Source organism: Ktedonobacter robiniae (genome assembly GCF_016587375.1).
Lineage (GTDB): Bacteria > Chloroflexota > Ktedonobacteria > Ktedonobacterales > Ktedonobacteraceae > Ktedonobacter > Ktedonobacter robiniae.
In genome coordinates, this window is record NZ_BNJG01000001.1 from 869,775 (window position 1) to 888,824 (window position 19,050).

A 19,050-nucleotide genomic window follows, 5' to 3' on the forward strand; every position below is an offset into this window, starting at 1 on the left:
CTAGCGGGACGCGGGCAGGATAGGCAGGTTCATGCCCTCGTCGCGGGTACGGTGTGTGCCAGCCACGTCTTTGATGCCACCCTCAGGATAGACCAGCTTGGCCTCACCCTCAGGCAGCAGACTCGCAACCTCTTTGAGGACAGCGTCCAGGAACTGGTCTTCAGGAACGGTTTTAATGACCTGTCCCTTGCGGAAGATGACGCCCTTGCCCTTACCACCAGCCAGGCCGACATCGGCGTCGCGCGACTCACCGGGGCCGTTGACAACACAGCCCATGACGGCGACATGGATGGGAGTCTGCACCTTGGACAGACGCTTCTCTACCTCGTTGGCAACGCTAATGACGTCGATCTCAACGCGACCGCAGGAGGGGCAGGAGACAAAGGTCACGCCGCGATTGCGCAGTTCAAGCGACTTTAGAATCTCATACGCCACAGGAATCTCTTCCTCAGGCTCGGCACTCAAGCTAACGCGCATGGTATCACCAATACCGTCCGCCAGCAGAAGACCCAGGCCAACCGAGGATTTTACCGCGCCTGTGACCAGCGTACCCGCCTCGGTAATGCCCAGATGGATAGGATAATCCGAGCGCTCCGAGAAGCGGCGGTAGGCCTCAACCGCTGTCAGAACAGTGGAGGATTTCAAAGAGACAATAATATTGTGATAATCGAGCTCTTCACACCAGCTAATATACTCCAGGGCCTTGGTGACCATGCGCTCAGCCAGGCGCTCGCGCTCAAGACGGCGAGCCTCGGCGGGATCACTGCGCTCAAGGGTGCCATCCTCGCGCAGGCGCACCTGGATACGCTGCATCTGGGCCTGCTTGTCCAGCGCATCAATCGAGCCGGAGTTCACGCCGATACGCATCGCAATGTCGCGCTCTTTAGCAGCCCGCACAATCTGCTCCAGGGATTCGCGTCCATTGAGCAGGTTGCCTGGATTGATGCGAACCTTGTCGATCCCCTGGCGAATGGCTTCCAGTGCCAGATTAGGATTATAGTGAATGTCCGCAACCAGCGGAATCGAAATCTGCTTCTTGATCTCGCCCAGGACAACCGCATCTTCCATCTCGGGAACAGCTACGCGCACAATCTCACAGCCAACCTCTTCCAGGCGTTTGATCTGCGCGACCGTGCTTTTCACATCACGGGTATAGGTGGTGGTCATAGATTGCACAGCCACAGGCGCGCCGCCACCAACCAGAACATTGCCAACGCGAACCTGACGAGTTTTCTTATACATAATTAGTAGTACACTCCATTATCAGCCACCCCAATGTAAGACGTCGCTTACAGTCACGACAACCATCAGAGTAAGCAAGATTGCCATACCAACAAGATTGATAAGCCCCTCGCGCTCGGGCCTGAGACGCTTCCCTCCACGAATCATCTCGATGAAGATCAGCACCACACGCCCACCATCTAGGGCAGGGAAAGGTAGAATATTGACAATTGCCAGGTTTATACTCAACATCGCTGTTAAATTCAGGATGTACCACCAGCCAACAACGGGTACCGTCTGTGCCACTTCGCCCGTAATCTTAACGATGCCAACTGGACCCGCGATCTGCGGCTGGATCGCGCCTACAATCATCTGACCAATTGTAACAATAAAGAGGCGCGTGGTCGACAGGGTTTGCTGAATACCTCTGATGGGGGCCTGCCAGAGGGGAATGCTGACATTGACTGTCTTGCCCAGGACTCCCAGGTGGCCTTTATCAGCAGGCGGATTGACCAGGGCATGAACGGTCATATGGAGCGGCTGCGGCTCGCCCTTGCGCTCCACCACCAGTTTCACATCAACGGTCTGCTGCCCCTTACTCTGCGTCGAGACCTTATCGACAATATCTTTCACTTCCTGGAACTGGGTGACGGACTGTCCATTGACGCTGAGGATCTTGTCATCCGCGTGCAGGCCTGCCGCCGCAGCAGGCGAGCCAGCGTTCACCTGGGCAATGATGGCCGGCGTCGTTGGCTCCCCCTGTCCATAGGCAATCGTGAAGAGCACAATCGCCAGCAAAACGTTCATGATCACGCCCGCACAGAGGACAACGATGCGCTTCCCAGCAGGCTTGGCCGCAAAGCTCTCAGAGTCGTAATGACCGTTCTCATCATGTGCATCGCCATCTTCGCCCGGCATACGCACAAATCCGCCAATCGGCAGCAGGTTGATAGAGTAAATGGTATTCTGCTTCGCGGAGGCATGACCCTGGCTTACTCCACCGCTTGTACCTGTCAGTGGACTCTCTAGCCCCTCCATCTGCTCGGAACGGCCGCCAAACCAGACCACTTCCCATCCACCCTGAGGGCGACGGCGAAAACCAACCAGGCGTGGTGGCAAACCAATACCGAATTCATCAACTCGAATACCCGCCCAGCGAGCAGTGATGAAGTGTCCAAATTCGTGTACAAGCACAAGCAATCCAAAAACCGGGATAGCTGCGAGTAGGTACCAGTTATTCATCTAGTATTTATCCTTTGCTCCTCAAAAATGCCTCCGGCAAGAACACACTACGATACGACGCTCCTGATTATCTAACCAGCCAGGTGTTTTTCACCCCATTCTCGCGCCGCACGGCGTGCCCATGCACAAGCCTCCAACGTCGCGTTCACATCGGGCTGGGCAATTGAGTTATGTTGCTCAAGCACTGCCTCAAGCATCTGGGCGATCCCCTGATAAGGTATCTTTCCCTCCAGGAACATCGCTACAGCCTCTTCATCCGCGCCCACCAGCGCGCAGGGGTAGGTCCCTCCTCGCTTCCCGGCCTCAAGTGCCAGGCGGAAACAGGGGAAGCGCTCCAGGTTCAATTCTTCAAAGTGCAGCGCCGCGATCGAGGGCCAGTGTAGTTCGCGAATCAAGTTTTTATCGGCAGTATCCAGGCGCTCCGGGTAAGTGAGCGCATGCATGATAGGTAGATGCATCGTCGGCAGACTGGCCTGCATCTTAATCGAGCCATCACAGAATTCAACCATGGAGTGGATGATGCTCTCAGGCTGCACGACCACCTCGATGCGCTCGTAGGGCACATCAAAGAGCCAGTACGATTCAATGACCTCCAGGCCTTTGTTCATCAGTGTGGCGCTATCAATTGTAATCTTTGGTCCCATGCGCCAGGTGGGATGGGCCAGGGCCTGCTCCACAGAGACGTCGCGCAACTCTTCAGGAGGTATGGTACGAAATGGTCCACCAGATGCTGTAAGAATTAATCGACGAATCTGGTTATTTTCTTCACCATGCAAACACTGCCAGATGGCACTGTGCTCACTATCAACGGGCACAATCGAGACACCATTGCGACGCGCGGCCTCCGTGACAATATGACCTGCCATGACCAGCGTCTCTTTATTCGCCAGGGCAATGGTTTTACCAGCCTCAATTGCCGCCATCGTTGGACGCAGGCCCATCAGGCCAGAGGTCGCAGCCACCAGCACATCCGCATCCGCGTGCGTCGCAACCGCCAGTAGACCGCGCTCCCCCAGGATGGCATTCGGAAAGAGCGCGCGTGCCTTCTGCTCTAGCTCTGCTGAATCGGCAAAGCAAGCAACCAGACTAGGACGGAACTCGCGCACCTGTTCAGCCAGTAGATCCAGGTTACTGCGGGCCGCCAGAGCCACCACCTGGAACTGCTCTGGGAAGCAGCGCACGATATCGAGTGTCTGCTGACCAATCGAGCCTGTGCTGCCAAGTAAGGCAATACGTTTAGGATATGCGCTCATGCACTCTTACTCACGGGCCTGGAAGCCCCTCTCATCTACGCCTCTACGATAAGCGTTGCTGACGCCCCTCAATAATACAAACGCGAGATGAGCACACAATCTTCCAGGAGACCCGCCCTTCTCTCTCTATAATAGCGAAGAACCTATCTTCGCGCGAATTTTCATCTTTTTAGTGTGACGGCTCGCGCCTGTGGCGCTCGCCTTGAAGAGGTGGTGTGGTATGTGCTGACAGCCGCAGGCTGTCAGCACATACCACACCACCTCTCCAGAAATAATTTGCCCATGACATTAACTAAGCTGCAAGAGCGAGGCGAAGAGATAGACGGCGATAGCCGCAAAAAGCAGGCTATCAATGCGATCCAGGACGCCACCATGCCCAGGCACGATCTGACTACTATCCTTGACATGCATCTGTCGCTTGAACAACGACTCCGAGAGATCCCCCAGCGTACCCGTGACGCCCACAAGCACTCCTACCAGGACCGCCAGGTACCAGGGAAGTCCCAGGGGGATGACGGTACAGAGCAGGGCCGCGATAATAGAGAAGATCAGGCCACCCAGGAACCCTTCCCAGGATTTGGCCGGACTGATGCGAGGAGCGAGTTTATGCTTGCCAAAGAGGCGGCCAATGAAGAAAGCCGCGGAATCAAAGCCCCATACGCCAAGGAGAGCCGCCAACGTCCACCAGGCACCCCGAGGAAGCACAAGGGAGAACGTAGGAGCAAAGCGCAACCAGCCGACCTCCGTCCCACGCAACAGGAGCAGGAAACTGGTCGAGCCACCTACGTAGAGCGCTGTAGCCAGGGTCAAGGCCCAGTCCACCACTGAACCCTCAAGGTTTTTACGCGAAAACAGGCAGGGGAATGAGACCAGTAAGGTAATCCCTAAGCCGCTCTCCAGGATCAGAGATCGCTGGAGAGGGAACATCGTAGCCAGTAGCAAGAGCAGGCCCCAGCCCATACTCAGCCATAAAATGGGGCGGTATCCAGCTTGCACTAGCATCGTGTGGAGCTCATAGATTCCCAGCACCACCAGCACCACGGAGGCCGCAAAAGCAACCCAGGAGCCAAACCAGACGACGACAAGCACAATCGGAATAAGAATAAACGCCGTCAGCAGGCGCAGGCCCACTGATGTTTTCTCTTTATTTGCTTCCTGTGGAGGAGGAGGAGTGGAGACCTCCGGCTCTCCCTTTTCATTCGCGCCTTGCAAAAAAATCCCTTCCTTGTGGGACAAAACGCTGTCAAACGATAAGCATTTACTTCTTATGCGGAAACCAACGTCGCTCACGCGACTAGCACTCAGGTTTCCGAATAGGCACCTATAAAAACAATAGGACGGTAACAAGGACCGCCCTACATTATATACTATCAAAGCCTGCTCTGTTGCCACCTCGCCTCAGGAGAGTGAGGCAGCCCTCTCAGCACCAGAGGCGCGTTACACCGATGTTGGCAACACGCGTCCAAACTTGCGACTGCGTTGCTGGAAGCTTTGCACAGCCTCGAGCAGATCCTCGCGCCCAAAGTCGGGCCAGAGGGTAGGCGTAGCATAATACTCGCTATACGCCGATTGCCAGATCAAGAAGTTACTGACGCGCATCTCACCAGCAGTGCGAATGACCAGGTCTGGATCGGGGAGGTCCCGTGTATATAGATAAGAGCTGATCATTTCTTCAGAGATGGTCTCGGGCTGGCGACCATCCGCGATAATCTGGCGGACCGCGTCCACCAGTTCAGCCCGACCACCATAGTTAAAGCATACGTTGAGGCCGATGCGCGTATTGTCTTTTGTCAGATCCATTGACTCGCGCACGGCCTGCTGAATATCTGGAGCGAGATCATATAAACGACCAAGATGGCGCAAGCGCACACCGTCGCGATGTAGCTTCTCGAGATCCGAGCGGATAGTCTCCCAGAAGAGGCGCATCAAACCATCGACCTCGGTCCGAGGCCGGTGCCAATTCTCGGTTGAGAACGCATACACACTAAGCATCTCAATATTTTCGTCTGCGGCGCACTCAACGACACGCCGGAGTGCGCTTACACCCGCCTTATGTCCCGCCAGGCGTGGCAGGTGGCGTCGCGTAGCCCAGCGACCATTGCCATCCATAATGATAGCGATATGGCGCACGGGTAACTGAGACTGATCAGCTGCGACTAATTGTGGCTGCGACGAAACATTCTCTTTCCTGCGTGAGGATAAGAGATTTTGTATCTTGGTCAACGTTAGACCTCCAGAATCTCCAGTTCCTTAGTTTTGCCGACCTTATCCATCTCCTCGATGAAGCGGTCGGTGAGCTTCTGTAGCTTTTCAGTGCTACGCTTCAGCTCATCCTCGGACACTTCTTTCTTCTTTTCACGTTCACGCAATTTATCCTGAACATCGCGGCGCACGTTACGGACGGCAACCTTGTGCTCATCGAGCTTCTTATGCAGAGACTTGACGAGGTCCTTACGGCGCTCTTCGTTCATGGGCGGAATATTCAAGCGAATAACCTGACCGTCGTTATTTGGATTAATACCCAGGTCAGACTTCTGAATCGCCTTCTCAATGTCCGCAGACATCTTCTTGTCCCAGGGCTGAATCACAATAAGGCGAGCCTCGGGAATCGAGATGGTTGCGACCTGATTGACAGGCGTTGGGGTTCCATAGTAATCGACGGTAATGCGGTCAAGCAGGGAAGCACTCGCCCGACCGGTGCGAATAGATCCCAGATCCTGCTTTAAGGCGTCAATGGCACGTTTCATGCGCCTTTCTGCATCGTCAAATAAGTCAGCAGTCATAACTTCAACCCCTTCTCAACTGAGCACTGTCTCACAGCAGTGCTTACGCGAATGTGAGTAGACAAGTGGTGCAAGCGTTGTTCAAGAATGCACACTCTCTAGACAGGTTCTTTGACGTCTTTGGAGACCAGTGTACCACATTTCTCACCGCGCATTATCGCCTCTAAAGCCCCTTCTTGCTGGAGATCAAACACGATAATTGGCATATTATTGTCTTTACACAATGAGAGTGCAGTACTATCCATTACCTTTAATCCCATATTGAGCGCCTGCATGTAGCCGATTTCATCGAACTTGCGTGCATAGCAATTCTTTACAGGATCATCGTCGTAAATGCCATCGACTTTAGTAGCTTTGAGCAATACCTGCGCGTTCAACTCCACCGCGCGCAAAGCCGCGGCAGTGTCGGTCGTAAAGAACGGATTGCCACTACCCGCAGCCAGGATTACGACGCGCCCCTTCTCCAGGTGACGCACCGCCCGGCGGCGGATAAACGGCTCCGCAACAGGAGGCATCTCAATAGCCGTCTGCACACGCGTTGCCATGCCATGCTTTTCCATAGCATCTTGCATGACAAGCGAGTTCATGACGGTCGCTAGCATACCGACATAATCGGCGGTGGCACGATCAATACCTGTGGCGGCTGCATCCGCACCGCGCCACATATTGCCACCACCAATAACCATCGCGACCTCTACTCCCAGGGCGTGGACACGCTTGACCTCGGCAGCGATCCGCTGCACCGTCTGAGCATCGATACCAAACCCCTGTCCACCCAGGGCTTCGCCACTGAGCTTGAGTAGAATACGCTGATATTTCAGTTCGGCTGCCATGAGCAATTTCCTGCCTTATTCTTCACCCAGCTTGAAACGGCTGAAGCGGCGCAGGACGATGTTCTCGCCGGTATCCGCGATCACCTTGCGGATCAAATCGCCGATGGTGAGGGTCTCGTCTTTGACCCAGGGCTGCATAGTCAAGACCTGTTCTGAGAAGGCTTTCTTGAGCTTACCTGCAATCACTTCCTCTCTCTTCGCCTCGGGGACGCGTGCCATAGAGGGATCTTCCAGGATCTCTTTCTTCTTCGCCTCAACTACCTCGGCAGGCACATCCTCGTAATTGACATACTTGGGTGCCACGCCTGCAATCTGAAGTCCCAATTCACTGGCGAGCTGACGGAATGACTCGCTGCGTGCGACAAAGTCAGTGCTGCAATTGAGCTCCAGCAAGACACCAATGCTATGGTTATGGTGTACATACGAGAAGACGCCGCCCTCTTTGGTCTCGCGACCAGCGGCCACCATCTTCTCAGCCTTGCGGCTGCTTCTGGCCTCAAGATACTTGACGGCCTCATCCCAGCTCTTTGACTCGGTCAGGGCATTCTTGCAGTCGGCAAATGTCGCGCCAGTCTCCTCGCGCAACTTCTTTACATCCGGTGCCGTGTAGTTCATGGTTGATTTCTCCTCAATTCCGTAGATGTATGATACTCAGGTGCCGTGGACGGCGCAATGACCACCGCCCTTTTTTTTGGCACTCGAGTGCTTGACAAATGTGAAACGCGCTTTCATGAGGCGCCGCACGCCCGGCCTAGGAAAGAAGTACCCGGCCTGGAGTACAGGAAAAAGCGGGCGCAGGAGGAATTGTTCGCCTCTTGCCCCCGCTTACTTGCTGCTGTGTGTTACTCTTTCGTAACCAGCTCGCCCTCAGAACCGGCGGCTGGGCTCTCGGCCTCTGAAGAAGCCTGAGGGGCTGCCTCTGGGGCTGTGGCCTGTGGGGTTGCAGCAGCGGCCTGTGGCTCCTCGGCCTGAACCTCTTCCTCGCCCGTGGTCTCGTCCTTATGCAGGGCCTCAAGCTGACGGCGACCCTCGACCGCGGCATCAGCAATCTTGGCGCACAGGAGACGAACCGCGCGAATAGCGTCGTCGTTTGCAGGGATGGGATAATCCATCTCGTCGGGATCGCAGTTGGTATCGGCAAGCGCGATAATAGGAATCTCCAGGCGCAGGGCCTCAAGCACCGCGGTGCGCTCTTTACGTGTGTCGATGATGAAGAGTGCACTGGGAAGAGACCTCATGTCTTTGATACCGCCCAGGATGCGCTCCAGGCGCGCAATGTCGTCCTGCAAGCGCTGGACTTCTTTCTTGGGCAGGCGCTCGAACTCGCCACTGTCGCGGCGGCGCTCCAGGTCGCGCAGGTATTTAATGCGCAACTGAATGGTCTGGAAGTTGGTGAGCATACCGCCCAGCCAGCGCTGGTTGACATAGAACATACCACAGCGCTTGGCCTCCTCGGCCACGGCCTCCTGCGCCTGCTTCTTCGTACCCACAAAGAGCAAGGTACCGCCGCTAGCAGCGAGCTGCTCGACAAACTTGTAGGCCTCGTTCAAGCGCGTCACGGTCTGCTGGAGATCGATGATATGAATGCCGTTGCGGTCCATGAATATGAACTGCTGCATCTTCGGGTTCCAGCGCCGCGTCTGATGTCCAAAGTGGACGCCTGCCTCAAGAAGTTGCTTCATTGAGATAATATTAGCCAAGTTACAAATCCTCCCTTTGACCTCCGCTCGCGACTCTTACCTGACAACAGGGCCCCCCGGTACTACCACTACCAAGCTGTTTAATCAAGCTGATGGACCCCAGGGCGTGCCTGGCCGCAGAGCGTGCGTAGTCTGTTGTAATACGTTGTGATACTGTGCACAATCAATCGTGCGTAAACACAACTTGTGCAGGAACATACCGGATCCTGCCAGTTGAGAAGTATAGCATAGTGAGACTACGGACGCAAGAAATTTGCCAAGCAGCAGGGCTTTCCAATTCTCAAAAGGGTGATGAAAAAGAAGAGTTTTCCTTGTAGAATACGAAAACCAAATCATCTCTCAAGGAAAACTCTGCATGGACTATACCACATTGACGCTTTCAACACGAGCGAAACATCCCCCAGAAATGGTTCCCGCAGCTTCGCTGTACCACACCTTGCAAGCCCTCTCAGACAAGAGACGCAAACAAGGAAAACGCTACGAATTGGCTCTGGTCCTTTCTCTGATTGTGCTCGCCAAGCTCGCAGGGCAACAGACACTCAGTGGAGCCACCGATTGGATTCGTCATCATGGCGTGCCTTTGGCACAGCGCTTTGGACTTCGTCGCCAGCAAATGCCATGCCAGATGACCTATTGCAATGTCCTGGCGATGGTAGACAGCAAGCATCTCGACGAGCTTCTTTCGGCATTTTTCATCCGTTGGGAAGCTCAGGCTCGATGTGGGGAGCAATCCAGTCGCCTCCTCATTCCAAGCCTACAGACCAATCACGCTCATGTCGCTGTTGATGGCAAAGCTCTACGGGCGACGAGCAACGAGGTCCATCCGGTTCACCAACTCAGTTGCTATGAAATGGCGACTGGCATCGTGCTTTGGCATTGCAATGTGCAGGAGAAGGAAAATGAGATCAGTGCCCTCAAGCCCTTGTTGGCGCCATCATGGGTCAGTGGACGCATTTTGACCCTCGACGCTCTGCATACGCAACGCGACCTCTGTGCGCAGATCCATCGCTTGAGAGGAGACTATCTCCTCATTGCCAAGGACAATCAGCCCACCCTCCAAGAGGATATTGCTGATTTGTTTGAGGACGCTTTCCCTGATCGGCGGCGCTGGAAGCAGGCAGAGACCTGGGACAAAGGACATGGACGATTGGAACATCGCCAGCTTCTCTCTAGCCCTGATCTCAACGATTGGTTTCGCAAGGACTGGGAAGGCATCGAGCAAGTCTTTCGCCTCGAACGAACGACGCGCATCCTGAAAACGGGAAAGCTTCGCCACGAAGTGGTCTATGGGCTCAGCAGTCTCTCGATGAGCAAGGCTCCTCCCCAACGCATGCTCCAACTCGCCAGAGACCACTGGGCCATCGAAAATCGGCTGCATCATCGGCGAGATGTCACTTTGGGGGAAGATCGCTGTCAAACCCGTACAGGATCCGTTCCCAGTTTGCTTGCTCAGCTCAATAGCGCCGTATTGAGTCTGATGGATCGCCTTGGCGTTCGCAATGTTGCTCGCCAGATGCGCTACTTGAACGCCCATGTTGATCAGGCTCTTGATCTTATCCTCCTTGGTCAATGTTCTGTTTATTAGAATTGGAAAGCCCTGGCCAAGCAGAGCCGTTCTTCCCTTTTTTCGCAATCTCAGAAAACACAATAGCCTCATTGGCTACTATCTTCCCCAAAAACGCTAAAATAGAGTATACTTGAGTAGGACAAAATAGTGGTGGTGTAAAGAGTGGAGGAAGAGTATGCAAGGTAAAACGCGTTTAGCGCGCGTCCATCTTGTCGCCTGCCTTCCAACTCCCAGCCCGCTCTGGATATCACTGCAACGCCTCCCGACCCCCAGCCCAACACCTATACTGTTTCTCCCCCGGAGAAAAAAATATATGCCTCGACGCATTCATCTCGTGCGTGTAAGGCAACACCTCAAATAATACTGTCTGTTTCTTGAAACAGGAAGTATAGTATAGTGTATACCCATACACATTTATAGCTAAAAAGCTAGAATAACGCAGCTAAGATTGTTTATAGGGGTAGTTGAAGTAGAAAGGGATTTTAAGCACATGGTAAAGATCCTCATCGTTGATGATCATTCGCTTATGAGACGCGCGGTCCGCGAAGTCCTCGAAAAGGAGGCCGACTTCAATGTGGTGGCCGAGGCCAGCACGGGGCAAGAGGCCGAGGCACAGGCCCAACAGACGCAGCCAGACGTTATCTTAATGGATATGGATATGCCTGACTGCAATGGCTTTGATGCAACCGAGCGCGTCCTGGCACACTCACCACATTCGCGTGTCATCATCTTTACTGCCGCACACGAAGATGTACACGTCTTTCGCGCCCTCCAGCGCGGAGCAATGGGTTACATCACTAAAGATATAGAGCCCGATGCGCTCATCCACGCGGTACGCTGCGCCGCTCGCAACGATCTCTGCATTCCAGGGGCCCTCGCCAGCCAGGTCCTGGCCTATATTCGCAATATCTGGCGAACACAGGAACAGTTTTATAGCACGCGCTTCTCACCTGAAGCCATAGCTTATCGTACACCACGCCGCGTTCGACGAGCCGCAAAAGTGCAGACACTCCACGAGAACTCCACTAGCGAGCTACTCAACCGCACCACTGGAGAACTGGAGGAACAGGTTGAAGTAGATGAGAAAGCTGATGACGAGGGCGACGAGGAGGCCGCAAAGGGTGACAAGCCCAGGCGCCGGCCACGCCCTCTAACCGGGCGCGAGCGTGAGATCCTCGACCTGATGCGCCTGGGTCGCAAGAACCGCGAGATCGCCAAAGAACTCTGTATCGCTGAATCGACGGTCCATAAGCATGTGCAGAACATCTTTGAGAAGCTTCGCGCTCGCAATCGGACCGAGGCCATCTACTTCACGAGCATGGGTGGGCAGTTTATAGGCGAACAGCTTTTACCTGAACAACGCCTCCCAGGCCAGTTTGTGCCCACCACACCCTTGCCGGAAATCGATCCGCGCCATCCCGACTTCACCAGGCTGGTTGGAGGAAATGAAGAGAAGGTTAGCGAGCGTCACGGCTCCAACACTACGCATGTAGTCAGGAACCCCATGCCTGAAAGGGCAGAGGCTTGTACTTGGGGGTGATTTCTGCCCGTCCGGTGCAAGCCTGGACCTGACCAGACTCAGCCAGCACTCTTTGGAGTGATCGGGCTATGATAGAGGGAAGTGTTCAAGTTCCTACCTACGGGTGCGTGCCAGCTTGTAGCTCTAGAATTCCTGGGTTAAACATCTGTAATGGGGTGAAAAGTACTCAGGGAAAAGTACCGCCCTCTATCCTTGTCGAGGCAAACATTACCCGCGCAGTGCGCCGTTTCGGTACGCACTAGATTGCTCTCTAAGAGCAGAAGGTTGAAGGCAATGACCTTCTAGGACGCCTATCCTACCTAGAGGGGAAACCCAAAGGGGAAAGTAGCATGATAGGAAAGCGGTGAAACGCGAAGCTATGTAGCGTGATGCACCGCAAGTCCTGCACACATGGTTAGACTGAATTGTCGAATCCGAGTTTCCAATGGTCTAAGTAATGGCCCGCCGTAGCATAGCTGGAATCGGCGTCACTGGAATACGCATGTACTTACGCGGCATGCAAACGCCATCTCCAGTGAGTACAGAGGAACGACCTCTGGAAAGGAAACAAAAGGAAAACTACCTGTGCTGAACGTCTAGTACGTGCAAATGCGGGATGACCTACAAACCGAGAGGTTCATGGTCACGGAGTCCCCATAGTAGTCCGAGTCAGGGAAAGTCTGATACATGGCGAAGGGGGACAGGCAGTCGTGAGAGACCCGGCAAAGAGTACGAGATGTACAGAGCTGAACCGGAATCTCCCAGAACTGCTGGAAAGCCGTGTGCGGTGAAAGTCGCATGCACGGTTTGGGGAGGGGCGGAAGGAAAAGGATCACCAAGTGGTACCTCGCCAGCCGCCTACTCCACAGCGGTGGGGTTTAGCCGTTCCCACTTTTTTCAAAAACGGCTCCCCTTGCGGGGCAAAATGAACAAAGGAAGAAGGAGGAGTGCGCCATGCTCTTCCCCATGTCTCAAGCCAGGGTTCTCGCATGACACAATTGGATGATGGTACAATAGCACTTGTTACACCATCTTTCTTTGTAAAGGAATGTACGTGCCATTGTGCAAGAGAAACAAGCGCTGAACCAGCAGCGTCCAGTATCACACAAACAGACAGGCACAAGGGATGCCTTCCTGGCACGCAGTGAACTCTTCCGCCACTTACCCGCGGATGACCTTAACGCACTGCACCAGCGTACAACCGAGACGTCATACCCATCCGGTTATGTCTTCTATCGGCCCGGCGATGCTGGCAGCGCCTTGTTTCTCTTGAAGCAAGGCGCCGTTCACCTCTATCATCTCTCGCCCGATGGGCGGAAACTGATTATGGCAACTCTCCAATCTGGAGCATGCTTTGGTGAAACGCTCCTGCTGGGGCAGGGACAGCAGCGCCACTTCGCGGAGGCCGTTTCTCCCACTCGCGTGTATAGCATCTCCAGGCACGATATCGAACACCTGGCAGGCCAACGGCCCGGCGTGGCCCTCGCTCTCTTCTATAGCGTTGAGCAGCGCCTTCACCAGATCGAGACACAACTGATTAACACCACCTTCAAAAGCACCCTCGCACGCCTGGCTACCCTCCTGCTACAACTGGCGCACGCCCAGGCACGTGAGCAGGGTCAACTGGTGGTAACGGGTCTGACTCACGAAGAGCTGGCCGAACACCTGGGTGTTTACCGGGAAACGGTCAGCGCGACCCTACGCGAGCTTAAAGACCTTGGCGCAATCGAGCCTGGACGACGCCATATTCTGATCACCTCGCCTCATCTACTGGGCACGCTCGCCAACCCCGAACTCGGTACAGGAAGGAGTGCGCCATGAACACGATGCCCATTATTGAAGCCCAGCATGTCAAAAAAACGTATCGCCTGGGACAGCAGCGCATCGAGGCTCTAGGAGATATTAACCTCTCAGTCACACGTGGGGAGATGATCGCCATTATGGGGCAGAGTGGGAGTGGCAAGACCACCCTCCTTAACTGCCTCTCGGGGCTTGATACCATCGATGAAGGCGAGATCACGATCGCGGGACAGAACCTACGCGACCTGAGCGATAACGCGCGCACATCGTTTCGCGCACGCCACATGGGCTTCATCTTTCAGGACTTTAACCTCCTCCCCGTGCTGAGCGCCGTGGAAAACGTTGAGTTGCCCCTGCTGGTCGCCAGGGTGCCCGCCCGCCAGGCGCGTAAGCGCGCCCTGGAGATGCTTGAGCTGGTCGGCCTGGGACAGCGCGCCTTGCATCGACCCGCGGAACTCTCTGGTGGCCAGCGCCAGCGTGTCACCATCGCCCGCGCCCTGACCAATAATCCCGCCATTGTCTGGGCCGATGAACCCACCGGCAACCTTGACAGCGAGACCGCTCAGGAGATCCTCCAGTTACTCGTCACTCTCAATCAGACGCAGCAGCAGACCTTCGTCCTGGTTACCCATGCTCAGGAGATTGGGGCCATGGCAGATCGCCTCATCAACATGCGCGACGGGCGCATTGTAAGAGAAAAATAGTGTGTTGCATCGTGGCAACCTGAGGCTGCACGACGCAACACACTATTTTTCTCTATCGATATTGTTTTTAGGTTTCTATTAGGCCAGGGTATGCTGCTGGGTCCCCAGCATCTCGCGTACAACCTCTTTCAGATGGGCGGAGGAGAGGCCATAAAGCTCCTTCAAGATCGTCGGCGCGCCATGCTCCACATATTTATCGGGAAGAGCGATCAATCGAGTCTCGATATCGCGCAACAGCCCATGCTGCTCAAACAGCTCCAGTACGGCACTGCCAAAGCCACCAGCCAGCACATGATCTTCAATGGTGATGATGCGGCGCGTCGTTTTCGCCAGGTGCAAGAACAACTCTTCGTCCAGCGGCTTGGCCCAGCGCGCATTGACTATGGTTGCCTTAATGCCTTCCTGCACCAGTTCTTTGGCCGCGATCTCCGCCTGGGCCACCGTTGAGCCATAGGCTAAAATCGCGCAATCGGTGCGCTCCGCCTCCTCCAATGTCGCAGGACTGAGTAGCTCAGCTTTACCGACCTTCAACATGTGAAGTTCGTCGCTCATCTCGATACCCAGCGCCTTGCCACGAGGATAGCGCAAGGCGACCGGGCCATCCAGGTACACGGCGGTATAGAGCATATGGCGCAGTTCCTCTTCATCCTTGGGCGCCATGACCTTCATATGGGGAAGAATACGCATAAAGGCGGTATCAAAGACACCATGCTGTGTCTGGCCATCCTCGCCCACGATTCCGGCGCGATCCATGGCGAAGACGACGTGCAGGTCCTGCACACAGACATCATGCATGACCTGGTCGAAGGCGCGCTGCATAAAGGTGGAGTAGATCGCGATCACGGGTTTAATACCCAGCGTCGCCATACCGGCGGCAAAGGTCACGGCATGCTGCTCGGCAATGCCCACGTCAAAGTAGCGCTCGGGGAAACGCTGGTGCATCTTCTTCAGGCCCGTGCCCTCAGCCATGGCGGCGGTAATACCAACCACTGAGGGGTCTTTCTCCGCGATCTCAACCAGAGTGTTGGCAAAGACTTCGGTGTAGGTCGGAGGATCACCTGCGTTCTTTTTGATGATGCCAGTCTTGTAATCATAGGCACCCGGACCATGCCACTTGGTAGAATCGCTCTCAGCGACCTCCCAGCCCTTGCCCTTCTTCGTCACCACCTGGACCATCACCGGTCCCTCGATATGTTTCACATTCTCGAATACATCGAGCATGCCGGGGATATCATGTCCATCAAAGGGGCCAAAGAACTTGATACCCAATTCTTCGAAGATCGCGCCACTCTTGCTATGCATCACAAATTGCTTAAAGCTGGTCTCAGCTCGCCCCGCAGCCTCGCGTGCCTTGTCACCCAACACAGGGAAACGCTCGATTGAGCCCTTCGCCATGTCGCGCAAGCGCTGATAGCTGGGAGTCGTCTGGACCTTGCGCACCTGGCTAAGATATTGATGTAGCGCACCTACATTGTCGGAGATAGATTTATCATTATCGTTTAAAACAATGATCAGGTTTTTCTTCATGCTGCCAGCGTTATTGATAGCTTCCAGGGCCATACCACCAGTCAGCGCACCATCACCGATAATCGCAACGACCTTGGTCTCTTCACCTTTCAGGTCGCGCGCAGCCGCCATACCCAGGGCCGCGGAGATCGAGGTGCTGGCATGGCTGGCACCAAAGGTATCATAGGGACTTTCATCACGGCGCAGATAACCAGAGAGACCACCAAACTGGCGAATGGTATGGAAGCGCTCGCGGCGCCCGGTCAAGAGCTTATGGACATAGGCCTGGTGCCCGATATCCCAGACAAGAAGATCATTTGGCGTATTAAATACGCGATGCAAGGCCATTGTCAGCTCAACCACCCCCAGGTTTGGCGCGATATGTCCACCCCGCACGGAGACCTTCTCAATAATCTCCTTCCGTATCTCCCCCGCCAGTTGTTCCATTTGCGGAACCGTGAGGGCGCGCAGTTGTTCTGGGCTATCAATGGTATCAAGTATGCTGGTCAAAGGTTTCCTCCCACTATTGTTGCACCGATCTCTCTTGCCGGGGCAAAACACAATCAGCCGGACATCCTCGGTGATATCCCTATTATTTTACTTTTCGATCTACTATATATGATGATGCAGATAAACGACAGAATGGGTCTACGTTGTTAGATGCTCTCCATTATGCTTTCAATATTATAGGATTGTCGGCTTCTTTCTCGCAAACCTTTGACCCAAAAAATTCATGCACTTAGGGTCTTGACAAGGCTTAAATCCGCTCTCCAAGCGGCTTCAAACCCTCTCAAACCTCCCTTGACAGCCTGGCACTTTCTTTTTATTATGACACATGAGGGACTACTTTGAGCACGGAACATCGTTCACTTGCTCTAAAGCTCGTATCGGCTCATCTTTCTTTTTCAGCGTAAGTTACCCATTGCTTCATTATAAACACAGCAGTAAACGCACACGCTACGGCGTGCAATGAAAGGAGGGGCGGCTCTCGCGCGTTGATTGGACCCCAGGGATGATGGCCCTGTACACGCAACAAACGCGAGACCGCGCAACCCATGTCGAAAAAAGATAACGAGAAAGACTCAGAGAGGCCACATTACTATTCCCAGTTCTGGCTGGATGTCGCAGCCGGGCGCAGAATCATCGGCGCTCCCAAGGAAGAGGGCGAGAGTGAGAGCGAGAATGAGGCACCTATTGCGCCTGCTCCGATTCGCAGAGCTTCTCGCGTACAGGAAAATATTCAAGAAGAGATCGTTCATCCCTCGGCAACCCTCGATCAGGAAGAGCTAGCTGAAGAGGAAGTAGGCGATTTCGCTAGCAACGAGCTAGAAGAAGTTGTAGACGCGGACCTTCCCGACGTTGACATCGCTGAAGACGAAGAGTACAGCGAGGAAGAAGAAGAAGAAGATCTCTACGACTCAGCAGAGGAAGAGGAAGAAGAAGGTGCGGAATGGGGCGCACGCGGACGCAAGAAGGCCAAGCCGACTCGTGCCGTCAAACCCGCCAAGAAGCCACGCCGGGACACTCGCCGGGGTTTCTAGCACGTTAAAAGTGAAACAGGTCGCCTCTCGCGAGAGGCGACCTGTTTCACTTTTAACGTGCTAGAAACCCCGGCGCACACCGCGCGCCTGAACGCTCCTGTGCTAAGGATAGATGCCTCGCACCTGAGTTGCCTCCGCAACACGCGCAATTGCCAGCATATTCGCCGCCAGGCGCATATCACAGTGATATTCATCAGCGGTACGCGCAACCGCGTCAAAAGCTTTATTGATGATGACTTCAAGCCTGCGGGTAATTTCCTCGACCCCCCAGAAAAAGCTTTGAATGTCCTGTACCCACTCAAAGTAACTCACCGTGACACCACCAGCATTGGCCAGGATATCAGGAACTAATAATATCCCCTTCTGGAAAAGGATCGCGTCGGCTTCAGGGGTCGTCGGGCCATTGGCGGCCTCGGTAATAATCTGGGCTTGAATGCGCCCGGCATTCTGGGCATGAATCACACCTTCAATCGCGGCGGGGATAAGCACATCGCATGGCACCTCCAGTGTCTCCTCAGGCGTCACAACCTGCCCAAAGGAATAGCTGGCAACCGAGCCATGCTCTTGCTTGTGGCGCAGCACCGCCGCAGGGTCCAGGCCATCCTCGTTGTAGATGCCACCACGACTATCACAGACCGCAACCACCTTACAGCCCTCGTTATGGAAGAGGCGCGCGGCAATCGCCCCCGCATTGCCAAAGCCCTGGATGCTCACTCGTGCCCCCTTCAAGGGCATACCCAGGCGCTGGGCAGCGCGCCTGCTCACGAATAAGACGCCTGTGGCGGTCGCCTCGTTGCGCCCCTCGCTACCACCAATCGAGAGCGGCTTGCCCGTTACCACGGCTGGAATGGAGAAGCCCGCATGCATCGAGTAGGTATCCATCATCCAGGCCATGATCTGGGAGTTGGTGTTGATATCGGGGGCGGGAATATCGCTATGGGGACCAATGATAATCGAGATCTCGGTGGTGTAGCGACGCGTTAAGCGCTCAAGTTCGGCAGGATTCATATGGCGGGGATTACAGATCACCCCACCCTTCGCTCCGCCGTAGGGGATGCCGACCACGGCACACTTCCAGGTCATCCACATAGCCAGCGCTTTAACCTCGTCAAGCGTCACCTGGGGGCTATAGCGAATACCGCCCTTGGCCGGGCCACGATTAACATTATGCTGGACACGATAGCCAGTAAATGTCTTGATGGACCCGTCGTCCAGGCGTACCGGAAAATGGACGGTCAACTCACGCTTCGGCTGACGTAAGATCTCGCGCATATCTTCGGAGAGTTGCAGCCGTTCGGCGGCCAGCTCAAACTGCTGGACCGCCATCTCATAGGGATTGAAAGAGAAAGACCTGACCTCATCGTCCATGTCTTACGCTGCT

Annotated in this window: 16 protein-coding genes; 5 read left to right on the top strand and 11 right to left on the bottom strand. The window is 54.8% G+C overall.

Annotation, left to right across the window (positions count from 1 at the left end):
- The 9 genes from ispG to rpsB all read right to left on the bottom strand — a co-directional run bounded on the left by ispG (window position 1) and on the right by rpsB (window position 9,014).
- Window positions 1–1,242 carry a flavodoxin-dependent (E)-4-hydroxy-3-methylbut-2-enyl-diphosphate synthase gene (gene ispG, locus JMJ04_RS03565; RefSeq protein WP_201369184.1) on the bottom strand — a complete coding sequence of 414 codons (1,242 nt, stop codon included), beginning with the start codon at window positions 1,240–1,242 and terminating at the stop codon, window positions 1–3.
- A gap of 21 nt (window positions 1,243–1,263) precedes the next feature.
- The gene (locus tag JMJ04_RS03570; RefSeq protein ID WP_201369185.1) at window positions 1,264–2,463 is read right to left on the bottom strand and encodes a M50 family metallopeptidase; all 1,200 of its coding nucleotides are present in this window, start codon (window positions 2,461–2,463) and stop codon (window positions 1,264–1,266) included.
- A gap of 71 nt (window positions 2,464–2,534) precedes the next feature.
- Complete coding sequence (locus JMJ04_RS03575) at window positions 2,535–3,716, bottom strand: 1-deoxy-D-xylulose-5-phosphate reductoisomerase (RefSeq protein ID WP_201369186.1); 1,182 nt, start codon at window positions 3,714–3,716, stop codon at window positions 2,535–2,537.
- A gap of 288 nt (window positions 3,717–4,004) precedes the next feature.
- On the bottom strand, window positions 4,005–4,928 hold the full coding sequence (locus JMJ04_RS03580; RefSeq protein ID WP_201369187.1) for a phosphatidate cytidylyltransferase: 924 nt from the start codon (window positions 4,926–4,928) through the stop codon (window positions 4,005–4,007).
- Between the two features lie 225 nt (window positions 4,929–5,153).
- The gene (gene uppS / locus JMJ04_RS03585) at window positions 5,154–5,939 is read right to left on the bottom strand and encodes a polyprenyl diphosphate synthase (RefSeq protein ID WP_201369188.1); all 786 of its coding nucleotides are present in this window, start codon (window positions 5,937–5,939) and stop codon (window positions 5,154–5,156) included.
- Between the two features lie 2 nt (window positions 5,940–5,941).
- On the bottom strand, window positions 5,942–6,499 hold the full coding sequence (frr, locus tag JMJ04_RS03590; RefSeq protein ID WP_201369189.1) for a ribosome recycling factor: 558 nt from the start codon (window positions 6,497–6,499) through the stop codon (window positions 5,942–5,944).
- Window positions 6,500–6,597: 98 nt separating this feature from the next.
- Window positions 6,598–7,332, bottom strand: coding sequence for a UMP kinase (pyrH, locus tag JMJ04_RS03595; RefSeq protein WP_201369190.1), 735 nt, complete (start codon window positions 7,330–7,332; stop codon window positions 6,598–6,600).
- Between the two features lie 15 nt (window positions 7,333–7,347).
- Complete coding sequence (gene tsf / locus JMJ04_RS03600) at window positions 7,348–7,947, bottom strand: elongation factor Ts (protein ID WP_201369191.1); 600 nt, start codon at window positions 7,945–7,947, stop codon at window positions 7,348–7,350.
- Window positions 7,948–8,174: 227 nt separating this feature from the next.
- Window positions 8,175–9,014 (bottom strand): 30S ribosomal protein S2, encoded by an 840-nt coding sequence (gene rpsB, locus JMJ04_RS03605; RefSeq protein ID WP_201372318.1) that lies wholly within the window; start codon window positions 9,012–9,014, stop codon window positions 8,175–8,177.
- Between the two features lie 373 nt (window positions 9,015–9,387).
- Here rpsB and JMJ04_RS03610 point away from each other — a divergent pair, with 373 nt between their 5' ends.
- From JMJ04_RS03610 to JMJ04_RS03625, 4 genes are all read left to right on the top strand, one after another.
- On the top strand, window positions 9,388–10,617 hold the full coding sequence (locus JMJ04_RS03610; protein ID WP_201369192.1) for an ISAs1 family transposase: 1,230 nt from the start codon (window positions 9,388–9,390) through the stop codon (window positions 10,615–10,617).
- A 472-nt stretch (window positions 10,618–11,089) separates the two neighbouring features.
- Window positions 11,090–12,139, top strand: coding sequence for a response regulator transcription factor (locus JMJ04_RS03615; protein WP_201369193.1), 1,050 nt, complete (start codon window positions 11,090–11,092; stop codon window positions 12,137–12,139).
- 1,041 nt (window positions 12,140–13,180) lie between these two features.
- A complete protein-coding gene (locus JMJ04_RS03620) occupies window positions 13,181–13,939 on the top strand; it encodes a Crp/Fnr family transcriptional regulator (RefSeq protein ID WP_201369194.1) in 759 nt (252 codons plus the stop codon).
- On the top strand, window positions 13,936–14,622 hold the full coding sequence (locus JMJ04_RS03625) for an ABC transporter ATP-binding protein (RefSeq protein WP_201369195.1): 687 nt from the start codon (window positions 13,936–13,938) through the stop codon (window positions 14,620–14,622). The genes JMJ04_RS03620 and JMJ04_RS03625 overlap by 4 nt, the downstream gene beginning before the upstream one ends.
- A 78-nt stretch (window positions 14,623–14,700) precedes the next feature.
- Here JMJ04_RS03625 and dxs read toward each other — a convergent pair whose 3' ends face one another.
- On the bottom strand, window positions 14,701–16,638 hold the full coding sequence (dxs, locus tag JMJ04_RS03630; protein ID WP_201369196.1) for a 1-deoxy-D-xylulose-5-phosphate synthase: 1,938 nt from the start codon (window positions 16,636–16,638) through the stop codon (window positions 14,701–14,703).
- Between the two features lie 545 nt (window positions 16,639–17,183).
- On the opposite strand from dxs, the gene JMJ04_RS03635 reads away from it, so the two are divergent.
- The gene (locus tag JMJ04_RS03635) at window positions 17,184–17,669 is read left to right on the top strand and encodes a hypothetical protein (RefSeq protein WP_201369197.1); all 486 of its coding nucleotides are present in this window, start codon (window positions 17,184–17,186) and stop codon (window positions 17,667–17,669) included.
- 102 nt (window positions 17,670–17,771) lie between these two features.
- Here the strand turns inward: JMJ04_RS03635 and JMJ04_RS03640 are convergent, their stop codons facing one another.
- The gene (locus JMJ04_RS03640; RefSeq protein WP_201369198.1) at window positions 17,772–19,037 is read right to left on the bottom strand and encodes a Glu/Leu/Phe/Val family dehydrogenase; all 1,266 of its coding nucleotides are present in this window, start codon (window positions 19,035–19,037) and stop codon (window positions 17,772–17,774) included.
- Window positions 19,038–19,050 lie beyond the last annotated feature (13 nt).